Annotated in this window: 18 protein-coding genes; 10 read left to right on the plus strand and 8 right to left on the minus strand. The window is 65.4% G+C overall.

Going from position 1 to position 17,706, the window contains the following annotated elements; translation table 11 throughout:
• Positions 1-95: 95 nt before the first annotated feature.
• Together B3K53_RS01990 and B3K53_RS01995 are read right to left on the minus strand one after the other, a co-directional pair.
• Positions 96-884 (minus strand): SDR family NAD(P)-dependent oxidoreductase, encoded by a 789-nt coding sequence (locus tag B3K53_RS01990; RefSeq protein WP_404616753.1) that lies wholly within the window; start codon positions 882-884, stop codon positions 96-98.
• Positions 885-912: 28 nt separating this feature from the next.
• Complete coding sequence (locus B3K53_RS01995; protein WP_292082402.1) at positions 913-1,530, minus strand: TetR/AcrR family transcriptional regulator; 618 nt, start codon at positions 1,528-1,530, stop codon at positions 913-915.
• Positions 1,531-1,605: 75 nt separating this feature from the next.
• On the opposite strand from B3K53_RS01995, the gene B3K53_RS02000 reads away from it, so the two are divergent.
• The 5 genes from B3K53_RS02000 (at position 1,606) to B3K53_RS02020 (ending at position 8,005) form a co-directional block, all read left to right on the plus strand.
• The gene (locus B3K53_RS02000; RefSeq protein WP_292082403.1) at positions 1,606-2,466 is read left to right on the plus strand and encodes an SDR family oxidoreductase; all 861 of its coding nucleotides are present in this window, start codon (positions 1,606-1,608) and stop codon (positions 2,464-2,466) included.
• 105 nt (positions 2,467-2,571) lie between these two features.
• Entirely contained in the window at positions 2,572-3,645 is a 1,074-nt protein-coding gene (locus B3K53_RS02005; RefSeq protein ID WP_292082405.1) for an MFS transporter, read from the plus strand.
• A gap of 1 nt (position 3,646) precedes the next feature.
• Positions 3,647-4,249, plus strand: a complete 603-nt coding sequence (locus B3K53_RS02010; protein ID WP_292082406.1) for a hypothetical protein — start codon at positions 3,647-3,649, stop codon at positions 4,247-4,249.
• A gap of 322 nt (positions 4,250-4,571) precedes the next feature.
• Entirely contained in the window at positions 4,572-6,191 is a 1,620-nt protein-coding gene (locus tag B3K53_RS02015; protein ID WP_292082407.1) for an FMN-binding glutamate synthase family protein, read from the plus strand.
• A gap of 275 nt (positions 6,192-6,466) precedes the next feature.
• A complete protein-coding gene (locus B3K53_RS02020; RefSeq protein ID WP_114818132.1) occupies positions 6,467-8,005 on the plus strand; it encodes a Fic family protein in 1,539 nt (512 codons plus the stop codon).
• Positions 8,006-8,093: 88 nt separating this feature from the next.
• On the opposite strand, the gene B3K53_RS02025 is transcribed toward B3K53_RS02020, so the two are convergent.
• On the minus strand, positions 8,094-9,416 hold the full coding sequence (locus tag B3K53_RS02025; RefSeq protein WP_292082408.1) for a tyrosine-type recombinase/integrase: 1,323 nt from the start codon (positions 9,414-9,416) through the stop codon (positions 8,094-8,096).
• 329 nt (positions 9,417-9,745) lie between these two features.
• On the opposite strand from B3K53_RS02025, the gene B3K53_RS02030 reads away from it, so the two are divergent.
• Together B3K53_RS02030 and B3K53_RS02035 are read left to right on the plus strand one after the other, a co-directional pair.
• Positions 9,746-10,078 carry a hypothetical protein gene (locus B3K53_RS02030; RefSeq protein WP_292082409.1) on the plus strand — a complete coding sequence of 111 codons (333 nt, stop codon included), beginning with the start codon at positions 9,746-9,748 and terminating at the stop codon, positions 10,076-10,078.
• A gap of 53 nt (positions 10,079-10,131) precedes the next feature.
• The gene (locus B3K53_RS02035) at positions 10,132-10,698 is read left to right on the plus strand and encodes a hypothetical protein (protein ID WP_292082410.1); all 567 of its coding nucleotides are present in this window, start codon (positions 10,132-10,134) and stop codon (positions 10,696-10,698) included.
• On the opposite strand, the gene tgt is transcribed toward B3K53_RS02035, so the two are convergent.
• From tgt to queA, 3 genes are read right to left on the minus strand one after another with little or no spacing between them, the layout of a single operon-like run.
• Entirely contained in the window at positions 10,695-11,810 is a 1,116-nt protein-coding gene (tgt, locus tag B3K53_RS02040; RefSeq protein ID WP_292082411.1) for a tRNA guanosine(34) transglycosylase Tgt, read from the minus strand. The two genes, B3K53_RS02035 and tgt, sit on opposite strands and share 4 nt — an antisense overlap.
• Positions 11,811-11,830: 20 nt before the next feature.
• Positions 11,831-12,298 carry a hypothetical protein gene (locus B3K53_RS02045; protein ID WP_292082412.1) on the minus strand — a complete coding sequence of 156 codons (468 nt, stop codon included), beginning with the start codon at positions 12,296-12,298 and terminating at the stop codon, positions 11,831-11,833.
• The gene (gene queA / locus B3K53_RS02050) at positions 12,295-13,386 is read right to left on the minus strand and encodes a tRNA preQ1(34) S-adenosylmethionine ribosyltransferase-isomerase QueA (protein WP_292082413.1); all 1,092 of its coding nucleotides are present in this window, start codon (positions 13,384-13,386) and stop codon (positions 12,295-12,297) included. Before queA ends, B3K53_RS02045 begins: the two co-directional genes overlap by 4 nt.
• A gap of 106 nt (positions 13,387-13,492) precedes the next feature.
• Here queA and B3K53_RS02055 point away from each other — a divergent pair, with 106 nt between their 5' ends.
• The 3 genes from B3K53_RS02055 to B3K53_RS02065 all read left to right on the plus strand — a co-directional run bounded on the left by B3K53_RS02055 (position 13,493) and on the right by B3K53_RS02065 (position 16,406).
• Positions 13,493-13,951, plus strand: coding sequence for a MaoC family dehydratase (locus tag B3K53_RS02055; RefSeq protein WP_292082414.1), 459 nt, complete (start codon positions 13,493-13,495; stop codon positions 13,949-13,951).
• A 49-nt stretch (positions 13,952-14,000) separates the two neighbouring features.
• Positions 14,001-15,671, plus strand: coding sequence for a lysine--tRNA ligase (locus B3K53_RS02060; RefSeq protein WP_292082415.1), 1,671 nt, complete (start codon positions 14,001-14,003; stop codon positions 15,669-15,671).
• A 255-nt stretch (positions 15,672-15,926) separates the two neighbouring features.
• The gene (locus B3K53_RS02065) at positions 15,927-16,406 is read left to right on the plus strand and encodes an SH3 domain-containing protein (protein ID WP_292082416.1); all 480 of its coding nucleotides are present in this window, start codon (positions 15,927-15,929) and stop codon (positions 16,404-16,406) included.
• Between the two features lie 117 nt (positions 16,407-16,523).
• Here B3K53_RS02065 and B3K53_RS02070 read toward each other — a convergent pair whose 3' ends face one another.
• Together B3K53_RS02070 and B3K53_RS02075 are read right to left on the minus strand one after the other, a co-directional pair.
• Complete coding sequence (locus B3K53_RS02070; protein ID WP_292082417.1) at positions 16,524-17,159, minus strand: S24 family peptidase; 636 nt, start codon at positions 17,157-17,159, stop codon at positions 16,524-16,526.
• Between the two features lie 57 nt (positions 17,160-17,216).
• Positions 17,217-17,612 carry a hypothetical protein gene (locus tag B3K53_RS02075; protein WP_292082418.1) on the minus strand — a complete coding sequence of 132 codons (396 nt, stop codon included), beginning with the start codon at positions 17,610-17,612 and terminating at the stop codon, positions 17,217-17,219.
• Positions 17,613-17,706 lie beyond the last annotated feature (94 nt).

Genomic DNA, 17,706 nt, shown 5'->3' on the forward strand with positions numbered 1-17,706 from the left:
ACCGGGACGAGTACCTTCATGACGGGGGCTCCTTGCCGCAGTTTGCGGCGGTCGTGTTGTTGGTCTTAAATTTGTTTACCGATGAGTAGGATGTCTTAGCGCGGCGCCAGGCGTACGGCCCCGTCCAGGCGGAAGGATTCGCCGTTGAGATAGACATTTTCGATGATGTGGAGCGCAAGCGCGGCGTAGTCCTGGCCGACGCCAAGCCGTTTCGGGAAGGGAATGTCCGCAGCCAGGGCTTCCTGAACCTTGGCGGGAAGGCTGTCCATCATCGGTGTCTGGAAGATGCCCGGAAGAATGGTGTTGATCCGGATGCCTTCGCCGGAGAGGTCGCGGGCCGTCGGAAGGGTCAGGCCCACGACGCCGGCCTTGGAGGCGGCGTAGGCGGCCTGGCCGATCTGGCCGTCTGTGGCGGCGACCGAGCCCGTGTTGATGATCACCCCGCGCTCGCCGTCGGTCAGCCGATCAAGCGTGGCCATCCCCGCAGCCGACTTGGCGATGCATCGGTAGGTCCCGATCAAATTCACCTTTATCGTGCGTTCGAAGACGTCGAGGGGGAAGTGCGAAAGGGCACCGGTTTCGCGGTTGCGGCTTACGGTTTTGGCCCCGGAAACAATGCCGGCGCAGTTAATCTGGATGCGTTCCTGACCGTGCGATGCGCGTGCGACTTCGAACGCTGCGTCCACTTCGGCGTCGGAGGTGACGTCGACCTTGCAGAAGACGCCGCCGATTTCTTCAGCGATGCGATCGCCGCGCTCGGCGTTCATGTCGAACAGGGCGACCTTGACGCCTCTAGCGGCGAGTGCGCGGGCTGCGGCTTCGCCCAAACCCGAGGCGCCGCCCGTGACGACGGCGGCGATGGCGGTGTCCATTGTCAAATTCATGTCGGTTCCGGGGAGGGCGGCGTGATCTTCAGGCCGGCTTCAGAGCGTTGGTGAAAAGGTCCGCATAGTGCTCGCCGATCTGTCGCGGCGAGCGCTCGCCGTCGTCTTCGAACCACAACGCCGCCGCATTGAGCGCGCCAGCGATGGCGAAGGCGGTCAGCTTGGGATCTGTGGGCGTCAGCGAGCCGTCGGATGCGCCGTCAGCCAGCACGGCGCGGATACGGTCGTCCACCGTGCGCTTCAGGCGACGAACCTCCTCGCGCAAGGGCGGGGAAAGGCTGTTGTCGGGCACGCGCGTCAGGCAGCGGCCATAGACGGAGAGGATGGCCTCGGCGTAGGCGACGATCAGGATCCAGAGCCGGGAAGCGCCGGAGGCGTCTCGCGGTCCCGTGCGTTGCGTCACCTCGTCCAGCAGGCCCAGGGCGGCGAGATAGCAGGCTGAAAGGAGGGCCTCCTTGCTCGCTCCGTAATAATAGACGGTCGGCTTGGAGACGTTCAGGCGGGCCGCAATGTCATCCAGAGACGTGTTGTGGAAGCCGTTCTCGTTGAACGCCGTGGCCGCCGCGAGCAGCACGGCCTCGCGCTTGGCGGACCGCTCCTTGGAACGATCTTCCTTTGGCTTCCAAGGGGAGTCCGGCTGAATCATGATGCCTCCTACTGGTCAGTAGAATAGCGAACTGATAGTAGATGTCCATCTCAAGATGAGGTTGGAGGGTGCGTGATGAGCCTTAAGGGAAAGACGCTGTTTATTACCGGCGGATCGAGAGGGATCGGTCTGGCGATCGGGCTGAAGGCAGCGCGCGACGGGGCCAATGTGGTCATCTTCGCCAAGACGGCCGAACCCCATCCCAAATTGCCCGGGACCGTCTATAGCGCCGCTGCCGAGATCGAGGCGGCGGGAGGCCGGAGCCTGGCCATCATCGGCGACGTGCGCTTTGAGGATCAGATCGCAGCAGCCATGGCCCTGGCCGCCGAAACCTTCGGGGGCATCGACATTCTGGTGAACAACGCCAGCGCCATCTCGCTTTCGGATACGGCGGCGACCGACGCCAAGCGGTACGATCTGATGGATCAGATCAACGGCCGCGGCGCCTTCTTTTGCACGCGCGCCGCCGCGCCCTATCTCGTGGCGGCGAAAAATCCCCACGTGCTCAACCTGTCGCCACCGCTGGACATGAAGGCGAAATGGTTCGCGCCGCACGTGGCCTACACCATCGCGAAGTTCAACATGAGCCTGTGCACCCTGGGCCATGCGGCCGAGTACGCCGACAGGGGCGTCGCGGTGAATTCCCTGTGGCCATTGACCGCTATCGATACGGCGGCGGTGCGAAACGTGATCGGTACGGAGCGCGGGGCGGCGCGCAAGGCCGAGATCGTGGCCGACGCCGCCTATGTCATCTTCCAAAAGCCCGCGCTGTCCTGCACGGGCAACTTCTTCATTGACGAGGAAGTGCTCCGTGAAGCGGGAGTGACGGACTTCTCGGCCTATGCGCATGATCCTGCGGCGGACCTCCTGGCCGATTATTTCGTGCCCGAAGAGGTTTTCGAACGGTCGCCCACGAAGCTGAATCGCTTCTATTAACCTCCCCGCGCGGCCAGGCGGGGGCGGCGTCAAGGCGTCGGGAGGCGCCGCCGCCCCAGTCCCGGCCAGCGTCCGTGTCGTGCGTGGACAGCGGACGGAATCACGATGCACTCTCACGCCATGACGCAGAGCCAGCCGCAGACCTTCACGCCGCTTGAAAAGCGCGTGACCCTGATCGCCCTGATGATCGTTTTTCTTCTGTCGGCGCTGGACCAGACCATCGTCGCCACGGCCATGCCGCGCATCGTAGGACAGTTGTCCGGGCTGGATCTCTACCCCTGGGTGACGACGGCCTATCTGCTGGCCTCGACCGTCATGGTGCCGATCTACGGCAAGCTGTCGGACATCTATGGCCGCAAGCCGATCCTGGTGATCGGCATCGTCATCTTCATCGTGGGGTCGGCCCTGTGCGGCCTGTCGGGAGAGTTCGGCGATCTACCGCTGCTAGGTGGGGGCATGATCCAGCTGATTGTCTTCCGGGCTATCCAGGGCCTGGGCGGCGCCGCGCTGATCACGTCCGCCTTCGCCGTCATCGCCGACCTCTATCCGCCGCGCGAGCGGGCCAAGCTGGGCGGGCTGTTCGGGTCCACCTTTGGTCTGGCGAGCGTTGTCGGGCCGCTGGTCGGCGGGTTCCTGACTGATCTGCCGACCGTCCAACTGCTGGGCTATGAGGTCGCCGGCTGGCGCTGGGTCTTCTATATCAACCTGCCGCTCGCGGGTCTGGCCCTGTTCATGATCCTGGTGAAGACGCCGCGTCTGACCCATCGGACGGGCGGGCGTATCGACTTCATCGGCGCGGCGCTGTTGCTGACCTGTTTCGTGCCGCTGCTGTTGGCGCTGAGCCTGGGCGGTACGGCCGGCTGGGCGGCGCCGCACGTTCTGGGCTTGTTCGCTCTGGCGGCGCTTTCGCTGATCGCCTGCCTTGTCGTCGAAGCCAAGGTCGAAAACCCGATCATATCCCTGTCGCTGTTCAAGAACCGGACCTTCGCCACCGCCAACCTCTCGGCCTTCCTGATGTTCATGGCCTTCATGGGGATGGTGTCCTACCTGCCGCTCTACATGCAGATGGGGCTGGGCCTTCCCGCCACGACCAGCGGCCTGGCGATGACGCCCCTGACGATCGGCCTGATCGTGGCGGCGACGGCGAGCGGGTTTCTGGTCAACCGCATCGGCCGCTAAAGTGATGGTGGCCGGCGCGGCCCTCACGGCCCTGGCCGCCTTCCTTCTGTCGCAGACGCCCCCAGACGCTGAACTGCCGGACCTGATGTGGCGGGTGACGCTTCTGGGGCTGGGGCTCGGCCCGGCGCAGAGCGTTTTCAACCTGGCGTCCCAGAACGCCGTGCCGCGGGACCAGTTGGGCGTGGCCACCAGCGCGGGTCAGTTCTTCCGCCAGGTCGGCTCAACCGTCGGCGTGGCGGTTTTCGGCGCGGTCCTGACCCACAATCTGGCCGCTCCCATGAAGAGCGCGCCCGCTGCTGATCCGACGGCGCAGGTTCGCAGCCTGTCGCTGGCGGAGATCGAGAAGATGGCGGTGGGCGCGCATCAGGGCGCGGCGGGGGAGGGCGCGGTCGCTGTCGTCCAGCCGGAGGTTCGCGCTGCGGTGACCTCGGCCATTCTGGGCGTGGTGTTCACGGGATTCCTCGTCTGCCTTCTGGGATTGGCGTCGACGCTGCTGGTCCCCGACCTGCCGCTCCAGGCCAGCCGCAAGCCAGAACCTCTGGATGTCCGCGCGCTGGGCGAAGCGCCCGGCGAACCGCCTCAGCCTGATCGCGGCGCCGGTTGAGGCGGTTCGGAGGGGAAGATTACAGATCATGACATAGGTCTCGAAACTGGACCCGAGCCCTATTGCTTCGAAGTAGATATGCAGAAGGCCCGGTGAGAGGGAGGGCGCCCCAGATCGCCTGCGCCGCCCAGGCGGTGCGACCATCGGAGGAGGGGTCTCGTTGATCTGGCATTGAGATGCCGATCTACGCCAGACGACGGCGCGCCGTGCGGGCGTCGTCGGAGAAGCTGACGCTGGTCTCGGCGCAATCCAGCCGCCATAGTTGCGGGACTATGAGACCCGGCCGAGCATTCGGGTCGCTGGCGACAGGGACCTCAGCAACATGCGGTTAAATCAGTATTCGGCCTTTGGCCTCTGCATCCTCGTTCTCATCGTCGGCGTGGCGTTGGCCCTGTATTATCCGTGGCTGTGGTTTGTGCCCGTGATCGCCGGCGCGCTGGTCCTGCTGGGCGTCGTCGACCTGATCCAGCCGCAACACTCGATCCGCCGCAACTATCCGGTCCTGGGCCACGTCCGCTGGTTGGCCGAGATGGTCCGACCGGAAATCCGGCAGTATCTGATTGAGGCCGATCAGGAGGCTGCGCCCTTTTCCCGCAACCAGCGCTCGCTGGTCTATGCCCGGGCCAAGAAGGAAGGTTCGGAACGATCGTTCGGCACCCAGATGGATGTCTATAGCGTCGGCTATGACTTCATGGGCCATTCGATCCGGCCCGCGCCCGTTGCGGACCCCGCCACCTTCCGCATCCTGATCGGCGGCGACCAGTGCGCCCAGCCCTACTTGGGCTCGGTTTTCAACATCTCGGCCATGAGCTTCGGTTCGCTCAGCGCCAACGCCATCCGCGCCCTGAACAAGGGCGCGGCCATGGGCGGGTTCGCCCATGACACGGGAGAGGGCGGCTATAGCCCCTATCACCGCGAAAACGGCGGCGACATCATCTGGGAGCTGGGCAGCGGCTATTTCGGCTGCCGCACGGAGACCGGGGCCTTCGACCCCGAAAGGTTCGCGGCCCAGGCGGCGAACCCCCAGATCAAGATGATCGAAATCAAGCTGAGCCAGGGCGCCAAGCCGGGCCACGGCGGGATCCTACCCGCTCAAAAGGTCAGCGCCGAGATCGCGGCCACGCGGGGCGTGCCCATGGGACGGGACTGTGTCTCTCCCGCAAGCCACAGCGCCTTCTCGACCCCGCTGCAGATGATGGAATTCATCGCCAAGTTGCGTGAACTGTCGGGCGGCAAGCCGGTGGGCTTCAAGCTGTGCATCGGCCAGCCGTGGGAGTTCATGGGCATCGTCAAGGCCATGCTGGCGACGGGCATCCGTCCCGACTTCATCGTCGTCGACGGCGGCGAGGGCGGCACCGGCGCGGCGCCCGTGGAGTTCACCGACCATCTGGGCACGCCGATGCGCGAGGGTCTGCTGTTCGTCCACAATACGCTCGTCGGCGCCGGCCTGCGCGACCAGATCCGCATCGGCGCGGCCGGCAAGATCACCAGCGCCTTCGACATCGCCAGCGTTCTGGCCATAGGCGCTGACTGGGCCAATGCCGCGCGCGGCTTCATGTTCGCCCTTGGCTGCGTCCAGTCTCTGAGTTGCGGCACCAACCGCTGCCCCACCGGGGTTGCGACCCAGGACCCCCTGCGCCAGCGCGCCCTCGTCGTGCCGGACAAGGCCGAGCGGGTGCACCAGTTCCACCGCACCACCCTGAAGGCCTTGTCGGAAATGCTGGCGGCGGCGGGCATCCGCCACCCCAGCGACCTGCGCCCCCACCATCTGGCGCGTCGCATCAGCCAGACCGAGATCAAGCTGTTTTCACAGCTTCACGTCTTCCTTCGCCCGGGCGAACTCCTGACTGGCGAAGAGGGCCGCAGCTTCTATTCCGAGAGCTGGCGCCTGGCCCGGGCCGACCGTTTCGATCTCGAAGAGCCCGCGACAGCGCGGGTCTAGCAGGGCGGCCCCACGGTTTGCCAATCTACGTTCTTGAACGCCGTCCCAACGGGTTGATTTTGGTCTTGGGCATCGGACCGAAACCGTCCTGGAATTTTTAATGACGTAAAAAGCGAAATTTGGCGCAACAAGAAAAGCGAAATTTAACGCAGCCAAAAAAGCGAAATATAAAACGACATTAAAAGCGAAATTTGATACAGCATGAAAAGCGAAAAATAGCGCGTAGCTTGATTCAGCGATCGAAGCGCACGTTTTGGACGAAGGACGCAGACCCCTTGGCCACGCCGCAGGAAAAGCTAGCTGACGCCCTGGAGGCGCTGCACGCGCTTCAGGAGCAGGGGCGAACCGTCATTCGCACGCAGGATCTCACGCGGGTTCAGCGCGAACGTCTCACCAGGCAGGGTTTCATCCGCCCGGTCATCAACGGCTGGTACATTCCGGCTCGTCCAGACGAGACTGTTGGAGAAACCACCGCCTGGTATGCCTCCTACTGGGATTTCGTCAGCGCCTATCTGGAAGACCGCTTTGGAGACGCCTGGTCGCTTTCCCCGGAACAATCCCTGCTGCTGCATGCAGAGCAGTGGAGGGTGCCTGAGCAGCTTCTGGTCCGGTCTCCACGTGGCCGCGGTCAGGTCACGCAGTTCATTCACGGCTCAAGCGTGTACGATCTCCGCTTGCCGGGGGCTCAGGACCGGGACCAGACGGTTCTGAGAAACCTGCGGGTCTACAAGGTGGAGGCGGCGCTCATCGCCGCTGGGCCCGGCGTCTACGCAACCCATCCGACGGAGATGAGGACCGTTCTGGCTGGCCAGCGCGATTTCTCCGCCGTGCTTGAGAGGCTGTTGAACGGGGGGCATTCCGTCATCGCCGGTCGCCTCGCGGGCGCGTGCCGAAATATCGGCCGTGATGGCGAAGCCGTCGAAATTCTCGAAACCATGCGCGCCGCCGGCTATGATGTCAGGGAGACCGATCCCTTTGCCGGACGATTGCCCGGCTTTGTCTATCGCCGTGACGAGCCGCCGGCTTCCCGACGGATCAGGTTGATGTGGCAAACCTTGCGGGACGACATACCCGCGCGTTTTCCGGCGCCTGCCCACCAAGCCGTCGCCCCCAGGGACTATCTCCAGGCGGTGGAGGACCTCTACGTCACCGACGCCTATCATTCGCTCTCGATCGAGGGCTACCGGGTCGATGCGGCCCTGATCGATCGGGTGCGGCGCGGAGACTGGAATCCCGAGTCAAATGATGAAGACCGTCGGCAACGCGACGCTCTGGCGGCAAGGGGCTACCATGACGCCTTCCAGGCGGTGAAAGCCAGCGTCGCGCGGGTGCTGGAGGGCCAGAACGCCGGGCGCATCGCCGATGAGGACCATAGAGGCTGGTATCGCCAACTCTTCGGTCCGAGCGTCACGGCCGGGCTTATTCCTGCCGGCGCGCTCGCCGGTTATCGCAACGGGCCGGTCTATATTCGCGGGTCGCGCCACACGCCGCTGAACCCTGATGCGGTGAGAGACGCCATGGGGACGCTATTCGAACTGCTCGATGAAGAGGCCGAGCCCAGCGTGCGCGTGGTGCTGGGTCATTTCATCTTCGTCTATATTCACCCCTATCTGGACGGGAACGGCCGGATGGGGCGGTTTCTGATGAATCTGATGTTCGCCTCGGGCGGCTATCCATGGACCGTCATCCCGGTTCAACGGCGTCAGGCCTATATGGCCGCGCTGGAACAGGCGAGCGTCGATCAGAACATTGGGCCCTTCGCCGACTTTCTTGCAGGTCTGATTGGAGAGACGCCGCCCGCCGCTCCGGCATGATAGGTTGCGGGTCGATCATTCCTGAAGGCGTCGGGTCAGGCTGCTCGTTGGGGGAGGGACTTGCGCGAGCGCGTCACATCTCGAAGTCTCAGCCAGGAGAGCTTGGTGCATTCAGAGGCTGCTTGGCCACTATCTCACCGACTAACACGCTCCATGCTGCCAGCGCTGATCGCTTCTCCACCATGAAATCATAGAGGGCGTAGGTCGACAGGGTGACGGCGGCGGCTCCGCCCTTTTCGCTCGTGTGATTGAGGATTCGACCGATGACGAAAGGTGAGATCCGCAGGCGTTCGCTCGCCATGCTGGTCGCCGCCGTGCGTCTCAGGTCATGCGGGGTCAGGGCGGGCAACGAAAGAGCGCTTCTCACATCGCGCAGGGCGCGGCTCAATGCGGCGGGCGTCAGGGATTTCTCACGGTCCCAGCGGGCAGGGAAGATAAACTGCGTGGGTTCGTTGACGAGGGTCATGGCCTCCCGAATGAGCGCCACGGCCCCCGGCGACAGCGGCACCAGCGTAGGTCGGCCGTTCTTGGTTCTCGATCCCGGTATGGTCCAGACCGCCTGTTCGAGGTCCACCTCCGCTCGGGTCATGCATGCGACCTCGTGGCGGCGTTGCAGGGTGAGCAGCAGCAGCTTGATCGCAATGCCGACCGGACGGCTGACGTAGACGCGCTGGTTCTTGCGACGTGCGCTTTTCGCGCACGTCAGCGCAGTGGGGTCATCCAAGGCTCGCCAGATCGCGCCGATCTCCGCATCGCGCAATACGCGTTCACGAGGGGACTCGTCACCCAGGGCCGGCACTCTTGCGACAGGGTTCGCGGTTACGGCTTCGGCCTCGAGGATCGCGTAGTTGAACATCTGACGGATCTGGGCGCGGACTCGATTGGAGCTCGTGTCCTGGCCCTTTGTGATCAGCGCGCGCAGGAGCGTCTTGATCGCGGCTGGAGTGACGTCCTCAAGGCGAAGCGACCCCAGGGCCGGCTCGATGTGCTTGGTCCAAAGCCATTTCTCGCCAGCGATCGTGGACGCCCGCTTGCGCTTTCCGCGCGGCTTCCACTCGCCGCGCTCGGTGGCCTCGAAATAGGCGAGGCTGAGGTCCCGAAATGTCTTGATGGTCTGGGAGCGGCGCTCGACCTTCTTGCGGCGCTTCTCTCCTGCGGGATCCACCCCATCCAAGGCCTGAAGGCGAGCTTGAGCGCAGCGTTTTCGGGCATCGGCGAGCGAAAGGTCGGGGTAGAGGCCCAGACTGAAGCGGCGCTCGTCGCCGTCTTCCGTCCGGTAGCGGATCGCCCAGGTTTTTCTCCCCGTCTCGCTGACTCTCAGCATGAGACCCGCGCCAAGTGGGTTTTCATCATAGATCTCAATGCGTGCCCTGGCCGGCGCGACGACCGAAGCGACGAACTTGTCTGTCAATCTGACTTTGGGCATCCGACGAGTATGCCAGATTTGTCTGTGTCCCAAAGCGGTTTGGGACACATATGGGACACAGAAAGCAGAAGCAGCCTGAACACCCCTGACGACATCTGAATTAGAAAAGATAATAAAAACAGTGAGTACTGGATTATCGTGAAATGGCCTGAAACCCAATGAAATCAATATTTCGTCTGACTTTTAATCAGAGGGTCCTCGGTTCGAGCCCGAGGGGGCGTACCATCTCCCCTTTTTTCTGAAGTGCTGCGTTCGACCGCGGAACGACCGCTCGGCGCCCTTGGTTCTGTTCAGGAAGCCACGGGAGATCGGCCATGCCGCATCAGAACACCACCTCGTCCAAAGCCACGTCCCAGAACGCCGTGAACGACCCGATCGCGCCCAACGATCAGGCACGCGAGCAGAATCGGTCGGTGCACCCTGAGGCTCGTTCCTATGCCGCCCATGACGTCGTTGATTCGACCCTGGCGGGGCCGGCGGCCGGAGAGGTTGCGGACTATGCCGACGAGGGCGAGGCCATGGGGATGTCGGGCCAGCAGCAGGGCCGAAATCACAGCGTGCGCCCGATCCGCACCGAGTCGCACAACGGTCAGGGCCACAAGACGCGTCAAGCCAACCACGAGCGCTTCGGCCGTCGGCCGCAATAGCCTTCACCGTGGGGGAGGCTTCACCATGGGGGTGGGGCGTGGTCTAAGGCGGGATGCGCCAGATTTCCCATGCCGTCGCCGCCGTCTCCCTTTCTCTGGCCTTGGCCGGCTGCAACGCCGGAGCCTCGGCGCGCGGCGGCGCTGAACAGGTCGGCGCGGGGTTGGGCAACGCCGTCACGGCGCCGCTGGATGATCTGAACCTGCGTCGGCAGGAGATTCCAACCGTTTTGCTGCAGGCGGAGAGCAACCCCTATGACCTGCGCAATCTGAACCACTGCCGCACCATCGCCGCCGAGATCGCGCGTCTGGACGAGGCTCTGGGGCCGGATACGGATGCGCCGCCGTCGCAGGACGGATCCTACATGAGCGAGCGCGCCGCTGATGCGGCAGCCTCGGCCACGCTGGGGGCGGTACGGGACACGATGACGGATTTCATACCGGCGCGCAGCTGGGTGCGCCGTCTGACGGGCGCCGACGCCCACAGCAAGCATGTGCAGTCGGCTATTCAGGCGGGCCTGCGTCGCCGCTCTTTCCTGAAAGGCGTGGGGATGCAGCGCAACTGCGCCCCGCCGGCGGCTCCGGCGGGGTTCGTGCCGCGCCAGACACGCGGCGCGCGCTAGCCCTTCAGGTGCCGGGCGCGGAAGTCGCGCCGGAACTGTTCGAACCGGCCTTCGCTGATGGCGTCGCGCATGGCTGCGGTCAGGGCCTGGAAGAAGGCGATGTTGTGCCAGCTGAGCAGGATCTTGCCGAGGATTTCGTCGGCGCGGATCAGGTGATGCAGGTAAGCCTTTGAATAGTCGTTGGAGGCCGGGCAGGGCACGCCCATGTCCAGCGGGTCCTGATCTTCCGCGAAGCGGGCGTTCTTGATGTTGATCGGCCCGTCCCAGGTCCAGGCCTGACCGTGGCGACCGGCGCGGGTGGGCAGGACGCAGTCGAACATGTCGACGCCGCGCCAGACCGCCTCGACCAGGTCGATGGGCTTGCCGACGCCCATCAGATAGCGGGGGCGGTCATTGGGCAGAAACTCGGGGGCGAAGTCCAGGACCTCGCACATGGCGTCGTGCCCTTCGCCGACAGCCAGGCCGCCGATGGCGTAGCCGTCAAAGCCGATCTCCTGCAGGCGCTCCGAGGACTCGCGGCGCAGGTTCTCATAGGTCGAGCCCTGCTGGATGCCGAACAGGGCCTGCGTATCGCGCGTGCCGAAGGCGTTCTTGGAGCGCAGCGCCCAGCGGGCCGACAGCTCCATGCCCTGACGGGCGCGCTTTTCCTCGGCGGGCCAGGCGACGCATTCGTCCAGTTGCATGACGATGTCGGAGCCCAGCCGATCGGCCTGAATCTGGATCGAGCGTTCCGGCGTCAGGACGTGTTTCGACCCGTCGATATGGCTGGAGAAGGTCACGGCCTCCTCGGTCAGCTTGGAGATGCCCGACAGGCTCATGACCTGGAAGCCGCCGGAGTCGGTCAGGATCGGCTTGTCCCAGCGCATGAAGTTGTGAAGTCCGCCGAGGCGCTCCATCCGCTCCGGGCCGGGGCGCAGCATCAGGTGATAGGTGTTGCCCAGCAGGATGTCCGCGCCGGTCTGCTTGACCTGATCCACCGTCATCGCCTTGACCGTGGCGGCGGTGCCGACCGGCATGAAGGCGGGGGTGCGGATGTCGCCGCGCGGGGTCTTCAGCACGCCGGTGCGGGCGCGACCTTCGGTGGCGGAAATTTCAAACGGGAAGGGCAACAAAAACTCCGGGGAGAGGCAGGCTAGAGCAGGCTTTCCAGCATTTCGGCGCGCTGCAGGTCCTTGGGGCGGCCGAACAGGCGGCAGGTCTCGATCTGCTCATTGATAGAGGGTGTGAAGACGCTGAAGTCCTCCAGCATGATCGGCACGCGGGTCGAGAAGGTGACGGGCGTCCAGTCGCCGCCGGCCCGTACATCCATGTTGGCCATAACGTCCAGAGGAACTGGAGTGGTCAGGATCTGGCCGAAGACCTGAGAACGGAACAGACCCTCGCCGGGATCGGGCGTGACCTCGCCGTGCAGGGCCTCGATAAGGCGACGCGCGTCGCGCGGGCTGCACAGGATGTCGATGTCAGGGGCGCGCCAGTCGCGCAGGCCCCACAGCACCATGGCCGCGCCGCCGAAGATCCACCACGGGTCCTGCATCTCGCTCGCCGCCGAGGCGAGGATATCCAGCGAGGCGGCGAAATCGTCGGGCAGATCGTCGGTCATGCGTCCTTCCTGAACAGCAGGCTCCCGTCGCCATAGGAATAGAAGCGGTAGCCGTTGTCGATGGCGTGGGCGTAGGCGGCGCGCATGGTCTCCAGCCCGGCGAAGGCGCTGACCAGCATGAAGAGGGTCGACTTTGGCAGGTGGAAATTGGTCATCAGCACGTCGCAGGCGCGGAAGCGGTAGCCGGGCGTGATGAAGATTGCGGTGTCGCCGTGGAAGCGCTGGACCACGCCGTCCTCGGTCGTGGCGCTTTCCAGCAGGCGCAGGCTGGTGGTGCCGACGCAGACGATGCGGCCGCCGGCGGCGCGCACGGCGTTCAGGGCGGCGGCGGTCTCGGGCGCGACCTCGCCCCACTCGGAGTGCATCTTGTGGTCGGCGGTGTCGTCGGCCTTGACCGGCAGGAAGGTGCCGGCGCCGACGTGCAGGGTCACGGCGTGGGTGGTGACGCCGCGCGCACGGATCGCGTCCAGCAGGGCGGGGGTGAAGTGCAGACCCGCCGTCGGCGCGGCGACCGAACCGTCATAAGTCGCAAAGACCGTCTGGTAGTCCTTCAGGTCGCGGTCGTCCTCGGGGCGCTTGGCCGCGATATAGGGGGGCAGGGGCATGACCCCGACGTCGCGGATGGCGTCGTCCAGCGCGGGACCGGCCAGGTCAAAGCGCAGGGTGATCAGGCCGTCTTCGTTCTTTTCCTCGACCGTGGCGTCCAGACGCCCCAGTTCGCAGGCGGCGTCGCTGTTGCGGCCGAAATGGATGCGGTCGCCCGGCTTGATGCGCTTGCCGGGCTTCATGAAGGCGGACCAGACGTCGGGGGCGTCGCGGTGGTGCAAGGTGGCCTCGACCTCGACGGTCAGGGTCTCGCCCTCAGGTCCGACACGCTGGCGCACGCCCGACAGGCGCGCCGGGATGACCCGCGTATCATTGAACACCAGGGCGTCGCCCGGTTGCAGGAAGTCCGGCAGGTCACGGACGATCCGGTCCTGCAACGTGATGTCCTTGACCACCAGCAGACGCGCGGAATCGCGCGGCTCGGCGGGGCGCAGCGCGATGCAGTCATCGGGCAGGTCGAAGTCGAAATCGGATGTCAGCATGAGGACGGGCAAAGGCCATGCCCGCGCCGCCGGGTCAAGGCGCACGGCGGTTGGCCCCGCCGCACGAAGCGACTATCTGACCTGCAGTTCGCATGAGGAAGACGACATGGCTGATCGCTATCTGGACGACCTGAGCGTCGGCGAGAGCTGGACGGGCGAGCCCTTCACCATCACCGAGGCCGAAATCATCGCCTTCGCGCAGCAGTTCGACCCTCAGCCCATGCATGTGGACAAGGCAGCGGCCGAGGCAGGGCGGTTCGGTGGTCTGATCGCCAGCGGATGGCACGTCTGTTCGCGCGTCATGCGTCAGTTCGTGGACGAGGCCTATTTCGGCCAGACGCCGCTGCTGGGCATGAACGTGGACGCCCTGTGGTGGGTGCGGCCTGTGCGGCCGGGCGACACCCTGACCGTCCGCCGCGAGATCATGGAGATCCGCCCGTCCAAGAGCCAGCCCGACCGGGGCGTGGTGCGCACCAAGACCTGGGTCACCAACCAGGACGGCGATCTGGCCATGAGCTTCGAGAACCAGATGCAGTTGCCCAGGAGCGCTGCGGCAAGGCTCTGATCCGCCCGCTGCGGTTGACCGCGGGCGTTCAAGGCTGCAAAGCCCGTTGATGCTTCAGAACCTTGAAACCCTGTCCCGTGAGGCCCGTTCGTGGCCGTTTGAGCAAGCGCGCAACCTGCTGGCCCACGTGCTCAAGAAACGGCTGTCGGACGCGGAGCGCGATGCGGCGAAACTGCTGATCGACGCGGGCAAGGCGGATGAGGCTCTGGCGACTTTCGAGGCGCTGAACCGGCCGGTGATTCTGGAGACGGGTTACGGCCCGTCGGGCCTGCCGCACATGGGCACCTTTGGCGAAGTCGCCCGCACGACCATGGTGCGCAATGCGTTTCGCGCCCTGACCGGCGACCACTGGCGCACGCGTCTGATCGCCTTCAGCGACGACATGGACGGTCTGCGCAAGGTGCCCGAGGGCGTGCCGAACCCGGAGATGCTGCGCGAGGACCTGCACCTGCCGCTGACCAAGGTGCGCGACCCGTTCGGCACCCACGACAGCTTCGGCGCGCACAACAACGCCCGTCTGCGCGCCTTCCTCGACAGCTTCGGCTTCGACTACGAGTTCATGTCCTCGACCGAGACCTATCGGTCGGGCCGGTTCGACGCGACCCTGCTGACCCTGCTGGAACGCTTCGACAAGGTCATGGGCATCATGCTGCCGACCCTGGGCGAGGAGCGTCGCGCCACCTATTCGCCGTTCCTGCCGATCAGCCCGATCACCGGCCATGTGCTGCAGGTGCCGACGCTGGAGCGCAACGTCGAGCGCGGGACTATCGTCTTCGACGACCCTGCCGGCGGCCGCACCGAGGTCCCCGTCACCGGCGGCCATGTGAAGCTGCAGTGGAAGCCCGACTGGGCCATGCGCTGGACCGCGCTGGACGTCGATTACGAGATGTCCGGCAAGGACCTGATCGAAAGCGTGCGCGAGAGCGGCAAGATCTGTCGCGCCCTGGGCGGCACGTCGCCGGAGGGCTTCAACTACGAGCTCTTCCTCGACGTCGAAGGCAAGAAGATCTCCAAGTCGAAGGGCAACGGCCTGACGATGGACGAGTGGCTGCGCTACGGCACGCCCGAGAGCCTGTCCTGGTACATGTTCCAGTCGCCGAAGTCGGCCAAGAGCCTGCACTTCAACGTCATTCCGCGCGCGACGGACGACTATCTGTCCTTCGTCGAGCAGTACAAGACGCAGGAGCCGGCCAAGCAGATCGACAACGCTGTCTGGCATATCCACTCGGGTCAGCCGCCCGAGAGCGCCTCGCCGGTGTCCTTCGCCCTGCTGCTGAACCTGGTCGGCGTGGCCAACGCCTCCAGCAAGGACCAGTTGTGGGCCTATTTCGCCAAATACCTGCCGGAGGCCACGCCCGAGAATGAGCCGGTTCTGGACCGGCTGATGGGCTATGCGCTGAACTACTACGAGGACTTCGTGAAGCCCTCGAAGACCTATCGTCTGCCCGACGACAAGGAGAAGGCGGCGCTGCTGGACCTGGCGGAACGTCTGAAGGCCCTGCCGGCCGACACGACCGACGGCGAGATCATCCAGGGCGAGGTCTATGCCGTGGGCAAGGCGCATGAGTTCGAGCCGCTGCGGGCCTGGTTCCAGGCGCTCTACGAGGTGCTGCTGGGCGCCTCGCAGGGGCCGCGCTTCGGGTCGTTCGCGGCCATCTATGGTCTGCCGCAGACCATCGCTCTGATCGAAGCGGGCGCGAACGGCGAACTGGCCGCCTAAGCAGCGTCATCCCGGCCGTAGCGCTCGCGCAGCGAGGACGCAGAGCCGGGACCGCCCAAGACGCTGAGGGCGGCGCTTCCTGCGGTCCCGGATAACGGCTGCGCCGTTTCCGGGATGACGGGGTGAATGGGCCTCAAGTAGCGCGAAGCGCGGTAGGCCCAAGAAAGATGAACCGAAAATAACGGCGCGGCGGGGGGAGCCTTCAGCTTCGCCGGGGCATTGTCTCCCCACGACACTCGATGACAGGAGAGAGACATGTCGAAGTTCTTCAAGGCGGGTCTGGCCGCCACCGCTATGTTCGCCGCTCTGGGTTCGGCCGCCGTGCCGATGACCGCCAGCGCCATGCCGCAAGCCAATGGCGTCACCAACTGTGACGCGCCGGGCGGCCGTCAGCGCGCCGGCGCCGCCATCGGCGCTGTGCTGGGCGGCCTGGCCGGCAGCCAGGTGTCCAAGAACGAGCGCGCCCTCGGCGCCGTGGTCGGCGCGGGCGCCGGCGCCGCCGCCGGTTCCTATATCGGCTGCAACCAACAGCGCGCGCGTTCGGCCAATCAGGCGGCCGCCAACTCCTACCGCGCCACCTCGAACCTGCGCATCCGCACGGGTCCGGGCACCAACTATCGCCAGACCGGCAGCCTGTCGGCCGGCCAGCCCTTCACCGCCGTGGGTTCGCAAGGCGAGTGGGTCCAGATCGCCGGCGGCGGCTGGGTGAACGCCCACCACGTCGCGCCGAACTAAGCGACTGACAGTCTGAATGGAGAGAGCCGTCCCTGACCGGGGGCGGCTCTTTCTTTTGAGCGCTATCGGCCAGTCGGCCTACTTGAGCGCAAGTTTCGTGGCTGTGCCGGCCTTGGGCTACTGGCTGACCCAGAGGATGCGGGCCATCCACAGGATGTCGCGGCGGGGCAGGGCGCGGGGCGGATAGGCGGGGTTGATCGATGCCAGGGTCACTTCGCGCGCATTCATCGCCGCGATCTCCTTGGCCAGGGTCTCGCCTTGAGCGGTCCGCACCGCCACCCGGTCGCCGCGCCGCACATCTGAAGCCTCCAGATCCACGATCACCCGGTCGCCGGGGCGATAGAGGGGGGCCATGGAGTCGCCGTCGATGGTCAGGCTGAACAGGCTGTCCTTGTGCGTCGGCAGGCTGGTCTGGTCCCAGCCCTCGGCCAGGGGCAGGCCGGCGTCGTCGAAGAAGCCGTCGGCGCCCGCCTTGGCCAGGCCCAGCAGGGGGATGGAGCGGTCTTCCGCCGGGGCGTCGTCGGCCAGGGCGGCGAAGGCGGCCAGGGAAAGGCCAGTCGCCTCCAGAACTCGGGTCAGGCTCTCGGTCGAAGGCCAGCGCGGACGGGGCGGCTCGCCGGGGCCGAAGCGTTTGGACGGATTGAAGCTGGTTGCGTCCAGGCCCGCGCGACGCGCCAGGCCGGACGGCGAGGTTCCCTCGCGACGCGCCAGGGCGTCCAGGGCCTTCCAGAGTCTGGCGTGAGAGAGGGGCAAGGGCGTTCCTGCAACGGCGACGCCAGCAATCTATCGCGGAGTGATAGGAATATCCACCTATTCGGCTTCGTCGCCGATGGCGCGGCGTTCCTGCCACGCCCAGAAGGTGCCGATGGCGATGGCCAGCATGATGCCGTAACCGGTCATGTTGACGACGGTGTAGAAGGCCGAGATGGGCGTGCGCAGGTCCGCCATGATCATGATGTGGCTGGTCACGGCCAGAAGCTGCAGGGCGCAGGCCCAGACCGGCCACGAACGCGGCGCCTTCCAGACCATGGTGCCGAAGACGATCAGCAGCACGACGTCGATTGCGAAGACGCCCCATTGCACGCCGAAATAGCCGCCCGAAGTTTGCGCCATCAGCGACGCAAACCAAGCGAACAGATAGGCGCCGGCGCCGATGCGCTCGGGTTCTCCGCCCTTGAGCAGGGCGAACAGGCCTACAATGACCATGAATCCGGCACCAACGTAGCCAGCAATGGTTTCAAACACGAAGGCCCCCACTGTCGCCATGACAATGGGGGCCAACATACAGCAGAGTTATCGA

The organism is Brevundimonas sp. UBA7506, assembly GCF_002479495.1.
GTDB lineage: Bacteria > Pseudomonadota > Alphaproteobacteria > Caulobacterales > Caulobacteraceae > Brevundimonas.

What these genes read in the sequence shown, in the direction of transcription:
- B3K53_RS02030 (WP_292082409.1), top strand. Translation starts at nt 9,746, where the DNA reads ATGCCGCATCAGAACACCACCTCGTCCAAAGCCACGTCCCAGAACGCC.
- B3K53_RS02045 (WP_292082412.1), bottom strand. Translation starts at nt 12,298, where the DNA reads ATGACCGACGATCTGCCCGACGATTTCGCCGCCTCGCTGGATATCCTC.
- B3K53_RS02060 (WP_292082415.1), top strand. Translation starts at nt 14,001, where the DNA reads ATGCTTCAGAACCTTGAAACCCTGTCCCGTGAGGCCCGTTCGTGGCCG.
- B3K53_RS02005 (WP_292082405.1), top strand. Translation starts at nt 2,572, where the DNA reads ATGCACTCTCACGCCATGACGCAGAGCCAGCCGCAGACCTTCACGCCG.
- B3K53_RS01995 (WP_292082402.1), bottom strand. Translation starts at nt 1,530, where the DNA reads ATGATTCAGCCGGACTCCCCTTGGAAGCCAAAGGAAGATCGTTCCAAG.
- B3K53_RS01990 (WP_404616753.1), bottom strand. Translation starts at nt 884, where the DNA reads ATGAATTTGACAATGGACACCGCCATCGCCGCCGTCGTCACGGGCGGC.
- B3K53_RS02065 (WP_292082416.1), top strand. Translation starts at nt 15,927, where the DNA reads ATGTCGAAGTTCTTCAAGGCGGGTCTGGCCGCCACCGCTATGTTCGCC.
- B3K53_RS02000 (WP_292082403.1), top strand. Translation starts at nt 1,606, where the DNA reads ATGAGCCTTAAGGGAAAGACGCTGTTTATTACCGGCGGATCGAGAGGG.
- queA (WP_292082413.1), bottom strand. Translation starts at nt 13,386, where the DNA reads ATGCTGACATCCGATTTCGACTTCGACCTGCCCGATGACTGCATCGCG.
- B3K53_RS02055 (WP_292082414.1), top strand. Translation starts at nt 13,493, where the DNA reads ATGGCTGATCGCTATCTGGACGACCTGAGCGTCGGCGAGAGCTGGACG.
- B3K53_RS02075 (WP_292082418.1), bottom strand. Translation starts at nt 17,612, where the DNA reads ATGGTCATTGTAGGCCTGTTCGCCCTGCTCAAGGGCGGAGAACCCGAG.
- B3K53_RS02035 (WP_292082410.1), top strand. Translation starts at nt 10,132, where the DNA reads ATGCGCCAGATTTCCCATGCCGTCGCCGCCGTCTCCCTTTCTCTGGCC.
- B3K53_RS02015 (WP_292082407.1), top strand. Translation starts at nt 4,572, where the DNA reads ATGCGGTTAAATCAGTATTCGGCCTTTGGCCTCTGCATCCTCGTTCTC.